Source organism: Cupriavidus sp. 01L46 (assembly GCF_056399905.1).
In genome coordinates, this window is the sequence record NZ_JBFTSF010000172.1 from 1 (window position 1) to 13645 (window position 13645).

Here is a 13645-nt window from a genome sequence, read left to right on the forward strand (position 1 = left end):
GATCAATCCCACTGCCAGTTGCGCGAAACCGAGTGCAAGCAGGTACGCTGGCAGTAGGACGGCGATAAACCCATCGCAGAAGCCGCGTAGCGCGCGGCCGATGAGAAACGGCAACGCGCTGGGATGGACGCCTGCAGGCAGTACCAGGCGCGCAAGCCAGACTGGGTCGGTGGGCACAGCCGGGTCCTTAAGAATGCATGGGCTTTGTCTTCTTCGTTCCTAGTTCGCGCCGGCATTTCCGAACGAGAAGGTGTCGAACAAGGTCACGCTATCCGCCTTGGTCCATAGGCCGACTGCGCCGGCGCCGCCAATGTGGTCGTCCGTCACATCGATGTAGCGTTTGCCGTCCAGCGCAACCTGGATATGGTTGCCGATGAACTCGACGCGCAGCGTATGCCAGACCCGGGCAAGGACAGGGGCCTCCTGATATTGGATTGTGTGCCTGCGGCCGCCCGTTGTGTAGTACAGGGAGACATTGTTCTCCAGTGCATTCGCTCGCGCGACATAGTAGTTATCGCCGCTCTTCCAGCGCCAGACGACGCCGCCGGCCTGGTCTTCGCGACCGGCAATGGGCTTGAACCTTGCTTCTACGAAGCCATCGGAGATGGAGACGGCTGACTTCACACACCAGGGGAAGTCTCCGGAGCCCGATTGCTTGAGCACGTTGGCGCTATTCACCGCGGTCGGGTCAGCCTCGACGGTCCACCTCGGTGTGCCGCGGCCGGTAACACCGGCCACCCATCCCGCAGGCAAGGCACCTTGTTTGTTCTGGTTGAACATGATCGTTTCTCCAGTTGCCGGCATGGCTGTCAGCAGCATCCATACAAAGAGCAGGATCGCTTTCACGGGGTACCTCCCGGGCGACATCGCAAAGAAGTTCACGCAGGCATCTTCGGTGGCCACCGATGCGTCTCCGCCTGGCAATGCAGGCACCAGGCATACAGGGCGTCATACACCACCATGCCATGCCGGAGCATCTCGTGATCGTCGGTGAACACCTGGGACAGACCCAGCGAGATAGCGTAGAGCCCTCCGGATTGCGGGGTGAGATCCAGCTTTGACGTGTCCGCGCCCCGCACGATGCCGGCTAGTTGCTGCAAGGCTGGATCATTCAGATGGTATTTATCCAGGAACGCGTCAAAGCTGCATAGTTCGCCGACATGCGAAAGCTCGACGCCAGGGATGTCGTAGGGAACGGCACCCGTCTCGCCAGCGACTTTCACGACGTCGCCGGTTGGCACGTACAAAAATTCTGGTTCCTTGTCGATAAAGCGGGCGATCAGCCAAGGGCAGGCAATCCGGTCAATCTTCGGACGTTCGCGGGTAATCCATTTCATGGCTGGCTCCTTACGGTTTGCCGATCGTCGGGTGATTGCCGGCGGCCCATTCCTCGATGCCGCCGGTGAGATACGCTGCTCGGAAGCCTGTGTCTTCTAGCCGGGCGGCATTGTCCTGGCTGGCGTGATCTGGTATCCGGAATTATTTTCGGGCCACGGCGAAGCGCTCGGCTGCCTGGGCCCAATGAATGTTCTGCATGAAGGCATCCACATATGCCGCAGCTTTTGCGCCGAAGTCCATGTGGTAAGAATGCTCATACATGTCAAGCGCCAGGATCGGGGTAGCCCCGGCGAGGGTATGTGCGTGATCGGGCGCCCACTGGTTCACAAGCCGCTTGTCTCGCGGCGAGTAAGTCAGCAACACCCATCCCGAGCCGCCGCCTAGTGCCTTGCCCATTGCGATGAACTCGGCCTGCCAGCGCGCCACGCTGCCGAAGTCACGGATGAGCGCCAACTCCAGCTCGCCGCCCAAGCTGCCGCCATCACCGAGCCCGTCAAAGTACACCTCGTGCAAGATCATTGAATTGGTAGCGATCAGTTCTTCGCGCTTCAGGCCATTGAGCACAAAGACGGGTGCGGTCGCCGGATCCAGCGAGGCAAGTTCCGCGGCGATGGCATTCAATCGCTTCACAGCGCCGCCATAGTTGTTCTCGTAGTGGCTGACGATCAGTTTTTCCGAGAGGCCAGTGAGCTTGCCGGGATCGACGCCCAGCGGCTTCATTGCATAGGTCATGATGGATTCTTTGTTCGTGCGGCTCATGCGTGGAGGAGCGGGTAGGCGACCAGGCCGATTAGTGCGGCGCCGACGACGATGACTGGCTCAGGCAGCTTCTTGAATTTCCAAAGCAGCGCGACCGTAACAAGCGCAAGCAAGACAGTGGGCAGATCGATAATTGAGCGTTTGGCCAGGACGATCACGGCGCCCGTGATGGCCCCGACAGCCGCCGCCGTCACGCCATCGACGAAGGCGATGATGCCGGGGCGTTTCCCGTACTTCTTGAAGTAGGGCGCCGGGATCACGGTGAACAGGTAGCAAGGCAGGAAGGTGCCCAGCGCGGCCACGGACGCCCCCGGCAGGCCGGCAACCAGGTAGCCGATGAACCCGACCGTGATCACCACGGGGCCCGGCGTGATCATGGCCACTGCCACCGCGTCGACAAACTGCTTGTCGTTCAACCAATGGTGCTCGGTCACGACGCCACCGTACAGGAACGGCACGATGGCAAGCCCGGACCCGAATACGAAGGCGCCGGCCTTGGCGAAGAACACGCCGATCTGCGTCAGCAGCGGCCAATCCACAGTGCTGACGATCCCGCCCACCGTAGGCAATTGCGTCGCCGCAATGGCATTGAGGCCACCTTGTCGCAGCCACTTCGGTGGCGCGCGCCAGAACCAGACTACGAAGCCGGCCGCAAGGAACAGCCAGGCGATCTCCGATTCGGTCACCACGGTCACCGTTGCCAACACCAGGTAGATCACCCACAGCAGCTTGTCCTTGCCCACGCTCTTGTTGGTGAGCTTGTAGGCGCTGATCGCAATGATCCCGATGACCGCGGCGCCAACCCCGTAGAACACAGACTGCATCCAGGTCAACCCGCCGAACCGGACGTAGGCCCAACCCAGTGCCACCACCATCAGGAACGACGGAATGACGAATGCAATGCCGACCAAGGTCGCGCCGACGACGCGATAGTGCACATAGCCGAGATAGATGGCGAGCTGCGCKGCAAGCGGACCGGGAGCCAACTGCGCCAGCGCCAGGCCTTCCTTGTAATCGGCGTCGGTAATCCACTTACGCGCATCCACCAAGTCCCGGTGCATGTAGCCAGCGAGGGCAACGGGGCCGCCGAAGCCCAGCGTACCCAGGCGCAACATATAGAACACAAGTTGCCAGAGCGAATAGCTCGGCCGTTCGGCCGCCGGCGCTTGCGGAATGTCGGCTTGCTGCAGGTTGCTCATTGATCTTCCTTGAGATGGGGGCGGTGAYGGCTAGCGTTTCCGGTGATTCAAAAAGTGGGCATGCAGGGAATCCAGCACCAGGCCGATTTCGGCCAACAGCGCATCGTCGTCGGCTAGCCGCTCGCGGGCGCCGGCCAGGATCGCCTCGAACCCGCTCGCTTCGGGAACGGTCGGGCCGCCGACATCCAGCGCGTGGACCATCTCCGCCAGGCGCTGCAATCCTGGATTCGCGTCCAGGCCAAAGCTTGCAAGCAGCACCTCGAAGGAAACCTTGTCGCCAACATGGGTGAATGTCGCGTCGTCGAAATCGAAGCCCAGCGCATCGGTTGGGCAGTCACTGGGGGATTCGAGCCACAGAAAGCGGGCGTGGGGGTCGATGAAGCGCTGGATCAACCAGGCGCACGCCACCCGGTCGACCCAAAGATGGCGGCGGGTCGCCCAGAGCCGCCCGTGGTACTGGGTGGGGTCGCGCCGCGCGATCGCCCCGGCAGCAGGGTGCGGCTCTCCAGGCGACAGGATCGTTTCAATGGCGCCCGTAAAGTCCCGCCACTGCGCCTCGGCACGCAGGGACGCCTCGTTGGGGAAGAAATCAACCTTGCGAATCGATTCGTAAATGCGTCCGAGCCGCCGCAGCAAGCGATTGAGCTCGGCTTCACTTAGTCCGGAAAGCGTCTGGCGGGCTTCCGAGACGGAGGCGAGGAACTCGGCATAGTCGCCCGATCGGTCGAACAGTGCGCGGTAGGCGGCAGCGTCGTCGTCCTCTTGGGGATGCACCGTCAACAGCCAGGCTTGGCCATCCTGCTGCTGGGTTTCGTCGGCCAGTTCGCGGAATTGCGCCACTTGCTCGGCCCTGGCCGGCAGCAGATAAGCCCCGTCGCGCAAGGCGGCTCCACCTAACGTCTTGAGCGTGCGCCAAATCCGCATGCGGGCGGTCGCGCCCGATGTGGGAAGGCTGACAATCAGCAGGATCCAGGAATCTTGGGATGTGGTCATGGAAGGCAGCATAGGGGGGCTGAGCACGGGTTTCAATGATGTAGAGATCATTACAAAAAGCCGGCGCAGCCCTGTAGATTGCCGTCTTTAGATGGATCGATCGTGGATGGCTTGGCGCCGCCTCGCAGACCAGCCTGGACGCTTGGCAGACGTGGATGGAGCGCCACACTCGGTGTCGCTTGGGACCGCTCAAGTTGGGCAAAGCGTTTCGACGGGAAGCCAGTTCACCGAATTGAACCAGGGGCACCGGCGGCGCACCCATTGGCCTCTGAAATGTGCCGATGCACTGATGGGGAGGATAGGCGTTCAGTCAGTCAGCGCCTCAGGCTTTGATTTAACATAACAATGATTATCGGTGGGAACGGTTGTAAAGGCCACATCAGAATGTCCGCTTCGGGGGTGGGGACGAAAACTTGGACTACTTGGAGCTAGTTCATGTTTTCGTCCCCACCCCCTTTTGGCTAAGCTCAAATGTCCGAGTTTGGCCAGCTTGGCCAGCGTAAGCTTGACGGCCTCCAGCGCCACGGAGCCCGTCATAGGTGGCCATGTGGTTGGAAATGCCTCAGCGGCTCGGCAATAGGCATCTTCAGCGCGCCACGAGCGGCGCGGAGCCACTGCACCAACTGGTGTCTGGACTTCACACAGCGGCCACGGATAGTGGCCACCTACGAAGAGCATGCAGGCGTTCTGCAGGCGATCGTCGCGCGCGACTGCCCTGGTGCGCGCGGGTTGCTGCGCGCTCATATCGAATGCAGTCGGGACGTGGCACGCAACCTCACGCTGCACCGGCTGGTGGAAGCGGYATAGCCCCCAGCCCTGCTTGCCGGCATGTCGACCCTGTGGCATGGCGCCGCGGCGCCGGAAAATTCCACACAAGTGATGAAGAAGATCCTTATAATGCAACCTAGTTGCAATAAGGCTCCAATCACGTTGGCCCACCCGTCGGGACCGGCCGCCTCGCGCCGCGCCACCGCCGAACCCCCAACGCGCTACCTAGCGCCCGCGCTTCACTCTGATCCGAACATGCCGATATTTTCTGTCACTCCAGCCGGCCAACGACGGCGTAGTCCCCTCGCCGCACTGGCCGCCGCCACGGCGATCACCGCGCCGCTCGCCGATGCCGAGGAGGCGCCCGCGACGACGCTCCCCGAAGTCTCGGTGGTCAGCACTGCCGACAATACCTACGCGCCTTCCACCGCCACCGGCGCGACGCGCACCGAGGCCCCGCTGCGCGAGGTGCCGCAATCCGTGCGTGTGTTGCCGCGCGAGCTGATCGACGATATCGGCGCCACGCGGCTGGACCAGACCTTCGACTACGCCAGCGGCGTGTCGCGCCAGAACAGCTTCGGCGGCCTGTGGGACAACTACGCGATACGCGGCTTCACCGGCAACGAGAACACCGGCGCTGGCTATCTTGTCAACGGCTTTGCCGCCAACCGCGGCTTCACCGCGCCGCGCGACGCGGCCACCATCGAACGCGTGGAGGTGCTCAAGGGCCCGACCTCCTCGCTATACGGTAACAGCGAACCCGGCGGCAGCATCAACGTCATCACCAAGCAGCCACAGTTCAAGCCCAGCCAGACCTACGACATGGAGGTCAGCAGCCGTGATGGCTACCGCGTGTCGGCCGACGTCACCGGCGCCATCAGCGACAACGTGGCCGGGCGGCTGATCGCCGTGGGCGACCACGAAGGTAGCACGCGCGACTTCATCAACAGCAAGCGCTACCTGGTGGCGCCGTCGTTCACCTGGACCCTGGGCGCTGACACCATCGTGCAGTACGCGGCCGAGTTCCAGCGCTACACCACCCCGCTGGACCGCGGCGTGGTGGCCATCAACGGGCAGTTGGGCGCCGTACCGCGCTCGCGCTTCCTCGGCGAGCCAAACGATGGCGACATCCGCCTCGACAGCCAGTCGCACCAGTTGAGCGTCGAACACCAGTTCTCGCCGAACTTGAAAGGCCGCCTGGCCGCAGCCTACCGCGGCGGCAGCCTGGTGGGCTACTCCACCGAGGCCAGCGCGCTGTCCGCAGACCAACGTACCCTGAGACGCCAGCGTCGCTATCGCGACTACCAGTCCGACGACGTCTCGCTGCAGGCCGACATGACCGGCAAGTTCGACACCGGCGCCATCGGCCACGAGTTGATCGTCGGCGTGGACGCCTACCGCTTCGGCAACACCCAGGTGCAGCTGCGCAAGAACCCCAGCGCCGGCGCGCTCTATGCCATCGACATCTACAACCCGGCCTATGGCCAGGCCCCGCCCACACTGGCAGCCAACACCGACACCTACGAGCGCCAGACCAGTCTTGGCCTCTATGCCCAGGACCAACTGCGGCTGGGCGAACGCTGGCGCCTGCTGGCCGGCGCGCGTTTCGATGCCTACAACCAGTCGCTGGACAACCGCCTGCTCGGCACGCGTGCCAGCCAGCATCAGAGCGCGGTCTCGCCGCGCATCGGCCTTACCTATCTGGCCAGCAACAACGTCTCCCTGTTCGCCAACGCCAGCCGCTCGTTCCGCCCTAATACCGGCACCGATTCCGCCGGCAACCCGTTCTCTGCGGAACACGGGCGGGCCGTGGAAGCCGGCGTGAAGCTCGACAGCGACGACCGCCGTCTCGGCGCCACGCTGTCGGTCTTCGAGATCCGCAAGCGTAATGTGCTGACCGCCGACCCGCTGGACCCCTCCTACTCGGTGGCCGCCGGCGAGGCGCGCAGCCGAGGGGTGGAACTCGACGCATCCAGTCAGCTCGGCACGCATTGGCGCGTGACCGGCAACTTCGCCTATATCGACGCCGAAATCACCCAGGACAGCACGCTCGCCGCCGGCACGCCGCTGGCCAACATCCCGCGCACCAGCGGCAGCGTGATGGCGGTGTACGAGGATGCGGCCCCCGTCGGCCAGCGCTACGGCGTAGGCGGCGGCATCCGCTATGTCGGCAAGCGCTCCGGCGACTCGCGGAACAGCTTCTCGCTGCCCGCCTACACGCTGGCCGACGTGCTGGGCTATTGGCAATACAGCAAGACGGTACGCGTGACGCTTAACGTCGACAACCTGTTCGACAAGACCTACTACGCCAGCTCCTATAGCAGCGTGTGGGTAATGCCCGGTGCCGGCCGTACCGTGCGCCTGGGCCTGCGGCTGAGCTACTGAGGCCATGGTGTTTGGATCTCCCAGACCGTCAACCATGATGAACCTGTACAAAATAGGAAGTTTACCTTTGTAGTTTTCCTTCGCATCGACTACATTGGGGACATGCATGGCAACCACAAACAGGATGATCCGCTGGATGCCCGCGCATCCGCGCTGGCAACCGATCTTCGTATCGTGATCGGCCAGCTGAGGCGCCGCCTGCGTGAAGAGGTGCATCCGGGCGACCTCACCTGGGCCCAGATGTCGGTTCTTGGCCGCCTGGAGCGTGATGGTCCGGCCACTGTGACAACGCTGGCGCGGGCCGAGGGTGTGCGGTCGCAGTCCATGGGCGCCACGGTTGCCGTCCTGGAAGCGGCCGGGCTTGTGAGTGGCGCGCCGGATCCGGTCKACGGGCGGCAGACCATCTTGTCGCTCACGGCTGACGCCAGGGAGATGATCCTGGCGACCCGGGCGGCGCGGGAAGACTGGCTGCTGCGTGTCATCCGGACAAAACTTGCGGCGGCGGAGCAAGAGGGGCTTGCGGCTGGCATCGCCCTGCTCAAACGGCTGGCCGACTCGTGAGCCTTGCGATGGGACCCTTTCAAAGTCCCGGCCCGCGCCCTGCTCCGGACTTGCCGCAGTCCCTGTCGACCGAGAGAAAACCGAGAGAAAAACCGAGAGAAACCACCATGCCAGTCACCGTTCTTGATCCGAAAACCGCTCTGGTTGTCATCGATCTGCAGCAGGGAATCGTCTCGCTTCCCGTCGCGCACCCGGTCGACGAAATCGTGAAGCAGTCCGCGACCCTTGCCACCGCGTTCCGCGGCCACGGCCTGCCAGTAGTGCTGGTCAACGTTGCCGGCGGCGCCCCCGGCCGTACCGAACAGGGCCGCAGGCTTGGCGATCTTCCTGCCGGATGGGCCGATCTGGTGCCCGAGTTGAACCGGCAGCCGGCCGACCTCACGGTGACAAAGCTGACGTGGGGAGCATTCACCAATACCGACCTTGAGGCGCAACTGAGAAAGCTGGGTGTGACGCAGGTGGTGCTTGCCGGCGTCGCGACCAGCATCGGCGTGGAGTCGACCGCGCGCCAGGCGCATGAGCTTGGGTTCAACGTCGCCCTGGCCGTCGATGCCATGACCGACATGAGCCTGGATGCGCACGCGAACAGCATTGCGCGGATTTTCCCGAGGCTGGGTGAGACAGGCACAACCCGCGAGATCATCGATCTGCTCGAAAAGGGCGGCAGCCGGTGAGAGGCACCTTCCGTTCACTTGACAACTTCAACTACCGGCTGTGGGCCGGCGGGGCCATCGTATCCAATGTGGGAACCTGGATGCAGCGCACCGCGCAGGACTGGCTGGTGCTCACGCATCTGACGCACAAGAACGCAACGTCCGTGGGCGTGGTCATGGCGCTGCAGTTCGGGCCCCAGATGCTCTTGTTACCCTTGACCGGCTTTGCGGCGGATCATTTCGACAGGCGCAAGCTCCTGCTTGCCACGCAGGCCGCCATGGGCACGCTGGCGCTCGGGCTGGGGCTGCTGACCTTGTCCGGGCACGTCCAGTTGTGGCACGTGTACCTGTTTGCGTTCTTGCTCGGCTGCGTCACGGCATTCGATTCACCCGCGCGCCAGACGTTTGTCGCCGAGCTGGTCGGGGATTCGGACCTGTCCAATGCCGTGGCGCTGAATTCCACCTCGTTCAATGCAGCGCGGATGATTGGGCCTGCCGTGGCCGGCGTGCTGATCAGCGTGGTGGGCACCGGATGGGTATTCCTGATCAATGCGGCGTCCTTTGTCGCGGTGCTGGGGGCGTTGAGCCGCCTGCGCCTTGGTGAACTGCATCGGAAGGCCCGGGCKGTCCGCACGCGAGGCAGCTTTGCCGAGGGCTTTCGCTATGTCTGGCGGCGCCACGACCTGAAGGCTGCCTTGCTCATGCTGTTCCTGATCGGCACGTTTGGGCTGAATTTCCCGATTTACATCTCGACGATGTCGGTTACCGTCTTTCATGCCGGGGCGGATCAGTTCGGTTTCCTGACGTCGATCATGGCGATCGGGTCGGTGACGGGCGCCTTGCTGGCGGCAAGGCGGGCCAAGCCGCGCTTCTCGCTTTTGCTCGCTGGCGCAACGGTGTTCGGGGTAGGCTGCGCGCTAGCCGCGATCATGCCCAGCTACGCCCTGTTTGGTCTTGCACTGATCATGGTTGGCGTGGCGGCACAGACTGTGACCACGTCGACAAACAGCCTGGTGCAGCTATCGACCGAACCCGCCATGCGCGGCCGAGTGGTAGCCATCCTCTTCGCCTTGGCCTTGGGTGGCACCCCGCTTGGCGCGCCGATCGTCGGCTGGGTCGCCGATACGTTCGGGCCACGCTGGGCGCTTGGCATTGGCGCTGGCGCGGGCTTTGCCGCTGCGATCGTCGGCGTGCGCTATCTCGCGAAATACCATCGCCTGCGCTTGCGTATCGACGCCGGGCGCATGCACCTGAGCTTCGACGAACACATGCTGAAGCCGGAGGCGTGAGCCGCCTGTTACACGGCCTCGTCGCCCACCGCGCTGCGGATCTGCGCGGCCAGTTTCATCAGGTGTGGCTTGAGAATGCGCGCGGCGCTGGCCGGCGTTGCCTGCGTGGTGGTGCTGACGTTCAGCACGTGGATGGCGTAGCTCTTGAACACCAGTGGCGTGGAGAGCGCGACCACTTCCGGCTGCCAGCTCGCCATGCACCAGCCCTGCTTGCGCACTTGCCCGATGGCTTGCTCGATGTCTTTTGCAAGTGCGGGCCAGTTTGCGCGCAGGCGCTTGCCGAAGCCTTCCAGCAAGGCCTTGGTTTCCTGCTCGGGGGCCGCGGCCAGGTAGGCGCGGCCCAGGGAGGTAAGCGCCATGGGCACACGCTGCCCGGTCACAACGCTGCGCAGCGAGACCTTGCGGCTATAGCGGATGGATTCCAGATAGACCATCTCGTCGCGGTCGGCCATGGCCAGCCCGACGTTGATGTGCTGGCTTTGCGCGAGCTCGCGCATCAACGGGGCTGCTGCCTGCAGCACGGCAGAGCCGGCGCGCATGGCGTGCGCCAGGCTCAGGACCGGCGGGCCAAGCCGGTAAGCGCGCAGCGTGGCGTCGTACTGGAGGAAGCCGGCCTCCACCAGGCTTTGCGTGAGCCGGCTGACAGTCGAGCGCGGCAGGCCGGTACGTTCGGCCAGGTCGCCGTTGCCCAGCACTTCCGAGCCCGCACGAAACGCCCGGAGTATCTCCATGCCGCGCTCMAGCGAGCGATTGGCCGACGTGCTGCTCGCCCTGCCACGCGCCCGCGACAACGCTAGTTCGGGATCCAAGGTCATGCTCCTGGGTGGGGCTGATTTCCGGCAGCCGGAATTAAAGCATCGGAGGGGAGTTTGGCATCATTTGCTATGACTATGCCAGATCCCCCTGCCCGGCTTGCTGCAGTCAGCCCGCCATCACAACCACGCCATCTGCCGCCCGCACGCCTTGCGATGCCGGCAGCACGAAGACCGGGTTGATCTCCGCCTCCACCAACTGCTCGCCCAGCGCGGCCGTCATGCTGGAAAACGCCACAATGGCATCGGCCAGCGCTGCAACATCGGCCTTGGGCCGGCCGCGAAAGCCATCCAGCAGCGGCCAGGTTTTCAGTTCCTGGATCATGCCAAGTGCTTCGGTGTGCGACAGCCCGCCGGCCGGCGGCAGCATGCGCATGGTGGTGTCCTTGAACAGCTCCGCGGTCACGCCGCCCATGCCCAGCAGGATCGCGGTGCCGAGCGCGTCGCGGTGCATGCCAAGGATCATCTCCACGCCGCCGGTGACCATCTCCTGGACAAGGAAGCGCTGGGGCACCACGCCGGTGTGCGCTCGCACGTCGTCGGCCATCGCCGGCAACCGCGCCGAGACGTCTTGCGGCGTCAGGTTGACGGCGACACCGCCGACATCACTCTTGTGCRTGATCTCGGCACTGAGGATCTTGAGGACCACGCGGGCACCGAGGTCCTGGGCGGCGTCGCTGGCTTCTTGCCCATTGCGTACGATGTGCTCGCGCACCGACGGGATGCCAAAACGCGCGAAGAGCTGCTTTGCTGCTGCCTCATCCAGCGCGCCGCGCGGCAGCTCCCCGGCGATGAGGGCTGCCGCCTGGGCCGGGACATCAGGCGCCTCGCGCCATTGTCCGGCACGCAGCATGGCGCTTAGCGCGGCCGTACAGCTCTCGGGCGCACTGAATGCGGGCACGCCGCGCGCGGTCAGCAGGCTGGCCACCTGCGGCGCATGCGGGCTGACGAAGGCGACCACCGGCTTGTCGCTGGTGGGCAGGCAATCCTGGATCGCGCCTGCCATCAGGTCTGGCATGGCCAGGCCGGACGACCCGACGATGACGGCAACGGCGTCATAGCTCGGGCTATCCAGCAGCGCCCGGATCGCGCCGCGCAGCAGGTCCGGCTGCAGGCCTGCCAGGGTGACATCGATGGGGTTGCGATCCAGTGCCGCGTGATCGCCCTGCTGYAGGGCCCGCAGCCGTTGCGCGGTGGCTTCGTCCGGCGCGGGTGTCTCGAAGCCGGACAACCCGAGGCTGTCCGAAACCAGCGTGCCGGCCCCGCCGGTCGAGGTCAGGATGGCAACCCGGTTGCCGCGCAACGCCCTCCCGGTGGCGAGCGCGGCGGGCATGTCGAGCAGGTCCGCGAAAGTCTGCGCGCGGATCACGCCGGCTTGCCGGAACAGCGCGTCGTACATCCGGTCCGCGCCGGCCAGCGCGCCCGTGTGCGACACCGCGGCGCGTGCCCCCGCCTCGGAGCGGCCAATCTTGAACGCTACCACCGGCTTGCCGGCCCTGGCCGCTTTCAGCGCGGCGGCGCGGAATCGGTCGGGATGGCGCACGCTTTCCACATACAGCGCAATCACACGGGTGGCCGCGTCATCCGCCAGGTAGTCGATGAAATCGGCCAGGTCGAGGTCCGCTTCATTGCTGGTGGAAACCAGCTTGGAAAGCCCGATGCCGCGCGCGGCGGCGCGGGAGAGCAAAGCGCCAAGAATGCCGCCGCTCTGCGAGACCACGCCGATGTTGCCGACTGGGAAATGATCCATCTCCAGCGCCCCGCTGGCGGAGAGCGGGATATTGTCGGTGAGGTTGACCAGGCCGATGGTGTTGGGGCCGAGCAGGCGCATGGCGCCGGCTGCCTCGATCAGTTCCGCCTGGCGGCGCGCGCCTTCGGCGCCCGTCTCCGAGTAGCCGCTGGCCAGCACGATGGCGGCGCCGGTGCCGAGTGCGGCCAGTTCGCGCACGGCCAGGTGGGCGCGCTGCGCGCCCAGCAGGACGATGCCCACATCCGGCACTTCCGGCAACGCGTCGATATCCGCATAGCAGAGGATGCCGTCAATCTCGCCCACCTTGGGGTTGACCGGGTAGATGGCGCCGGCGAAACCATGCTTTTTCAGGTAGGCGACCGGGCGCCCGGCGGTCTTGGCCGCATCGGCGGAAGCGCCGATGATGGCGACGCTGCGCGGCTTGACCAGGCGGGCGATGGCAGAGCGTGCGTTATCTGCGTCCATGGTGTCAGGCCCGTTCCTTTCCAGCCATCTTGGCCAGGAATGCCCGCACGGATTCCCGATGCTCGGCGCTGGTGTAGCAGATGCCCTGCGCCTGGCTGCCCTGCGCGAATACCTGCTCGGCCGGCAACTCGAAGGCCTGGTTCAGGATGGACTTGCCCAGCGCCAGGGCAGTTGCGGAGCCCTGGCTCAGTTCCGCCGCCCAGGCTCTGGCACTGGGCAACAGCGCCTCCGGCTCGCTGACGCGATCCGCGATGCCCAGCTGGAGAGCCTCTGTGGCATCGACCTTGYGCCCGCTGAAGATCAGCTCCTTGGCCTTGGACAGCCCGGTGCGGCGCGGCAGGAAGTACATGCCGCCGCCGTCCGGGATCAAGCCACGATGGATATATGACCAGGCGAAACTGGCGCTTTCCGATGCCACCACAAAATCGCAGCTCATGGCCATATCGGCACCCAGCCCGGCGGCGGCGCCATTGACCGCGGCAATGGTGGGCTTGGGCATGTTGTGCAGCAGCGCCACGGTATGGTGCACCCGTTGCTGGCGCGACCAGCCGTTGAAAGCCACCTCGCCCGCCGGCGCATCCATGCGCCGCTGCATGCCGGCCACATCGCCGCCTGCGCAGAAGCCTTTACCGTTGCCGGTGAGCACCAGCGCCCGAATGGTCTTGTCCTGGGT

General features: G+C 64.8%; 13 protein-coding genes and 1 pseudogene. 5 read left to right on the plus strand and 9 right to left on the minus strand.

Annotated features, from left to right (window positions below; genetic code table 11):
* The 6 genes and pseudogenes from AC1DS3_RS25125 to AC1DS3_RS25150 all read right to left on the minus strand — a co-directional run.
* Positions 1–195, minus strand: a pseudogene (locus AC1DS3_RS25125) (MFS transporter); the annotation flags it as partial.
* Between the two features lie 24 nt (positions 196–219).
* Complete coding sequence (locus tag AC1DS3_RS25130; RefSeq protein WP_441631723.1) at positions 220–846, minus strand: LamG domain-containing protein; 627 nt, start codon at positions 844–846, stop codon at positions 220–222.
* Between the two features lie 32 nt (positions 847–878).
* Positions 879–1337 carry a chromate resistance protein ChrB domain-containing protein gene (locus AC1DS3_RS25135; RefSeq protein ID WP_441631725.1) on the minus strand — a complete coding sequence of 153 codons (459 nt, stop codon included), beginning with the start codon at positions 1335–1337 and terminating at the stop codon, positions 879–881.
* A gap of 142 nt (positions 1338–1479) precedes the next feature.
* Complete coding sequence (locus AC1DS3_RS25140; protein ID WP_441631836.1) at positions 1480–2070, minus strand: superoxide dismutase; 591 nt, start codon at positions 2068–2070, stop codon at positions 1480–1482.
* A 23-nt stretch (positions 2071–2093) separates the two neighbouring features.
* Positions 2094–3296, minus strand: coding sequence for a chromate transporter (locus AC1DS3_RS25145; RefSeq protein ID WP_441631727.1), 1203 nt, complete (start codon positions 3294–3296; stop codon positions 2094–2096).
* Positions 3297–3326: 30 nt separating this feature from the next.
* Entirely contained in the window at positions 3327–4289 is a 963-nt protein-coding gene (locus AC1DS3_RS25150) for a chromate resistance protein ChrB domain-containing protein (RefSeq protein WP_441631729.1), read from the minus strand.
* Between the two features lie 657 nt (positions 4290–4946).
* Here AC1DS3_RS25150 and AC1DS3_RS25155 point away from each other — a divergent pair.
* From AC1DS3_RS25155 to AC1DS3_RS25175, 5 genes are all read left to right on the plus strand, one after another.
* Positions 4947–5096: a hypothetical protein gene (locus AC1DS3_RS25155; RefSeq protein ID WP_477128179.1), complete on the plus strand. Its 150-nt coding sequence runs from the start codon at positions 4947–4949 to the stop codon at positions 5094–5096.
* A 216-nt stretch (positions 5097–5312) separates the two neighbouring features.
* Complete coding sequence (locus AC1DS3_RS25160; RefSeq protein ID WP_441631733.1) at positions 5313–7442, plus strand: TonB-dependent siderophore receptor; 2130 nt, start codon at positions 5313–5315, stop codon at positions 7440–7442.
* A 102-nt stretch (positions 7443–7544) separates the two neighbouring features.
* Entirely contained in the window at positions 7545–8003 is a 459-nt protein-coding gene (locus tag AC1DS3_RS25165; RefSeq protein ID WP_477128180.1) for a MarR family winged helix-turn-helix transcriptional regulator, read from the plus strand.
* Positions 8004–8110: 107 nt separating this feature from the next.
* Positions 8111–8677, plus strand: a complete 567-nt coding sequence (locus tag AC1DS3_RS25170) for an isochorismatase family protein (protein WP_441631737.1) — start codon at positions 8111–8113, stop codon at positions 8675–8677.
* On the plus strand, positions 8674–9945 hold the full coding sequence (locus AC1DS3_RS25175; RefSeq protein WP_441631739.1) for an MFS transporter: 1272 nt from the start codon (positions 8674–8676) through the stop codon (positions 9943–9945). The genes AC1DS3_RS25170 and AC1DS3_RS25175 overlap by 4 nt, the downstream gene beginning before the upstream one ends.
* Positions 9946–9953: 8 nt before the next feature.
* Here the strand turns inward: AC1DS3_RS25175 and AC1DS3_RS25180 are convergent, their stop codons facing one another.
* From AC1DS3_RS25180 to AC1DS3_RS25190, 3 genes are all read right to left on the minus strand, one after another.
* Positions 9954–10754 carry an IclR family transcriptional regulator gene (locus tag AC1DS3_RS25180; RefSeq protein ID WP_441631741.1) on the minus strand — a complete coding sequence of 267 codons (801 nt, stop codon included), beginning with the start codon at positions 10752–10754 and terminating at the stop codon, positions 9954–9956.
* Positions 10755–10866: 112 nt separating this feature from the next.
* Complete coding sequence (locus tag AC1DS3_RS25185) at positions 10867–12972, minus strand: acetate--CoA ligase family protein (protein ID WP_477128181.1); 2106 nt, start codon at positions 12970–12972, stop codon at positions 10867–10869.
* Between the two features lie 4 nt (positions 12973–12976).
* Positions 12977–13645: enoyl-CoA hydratase/isomerase family protein (locus tag AC1DS3_RS25190; RefSeq protein WP_477128182.1), on the minus strand; the 669-nt coding region annotated here is incomplete at its 5' end.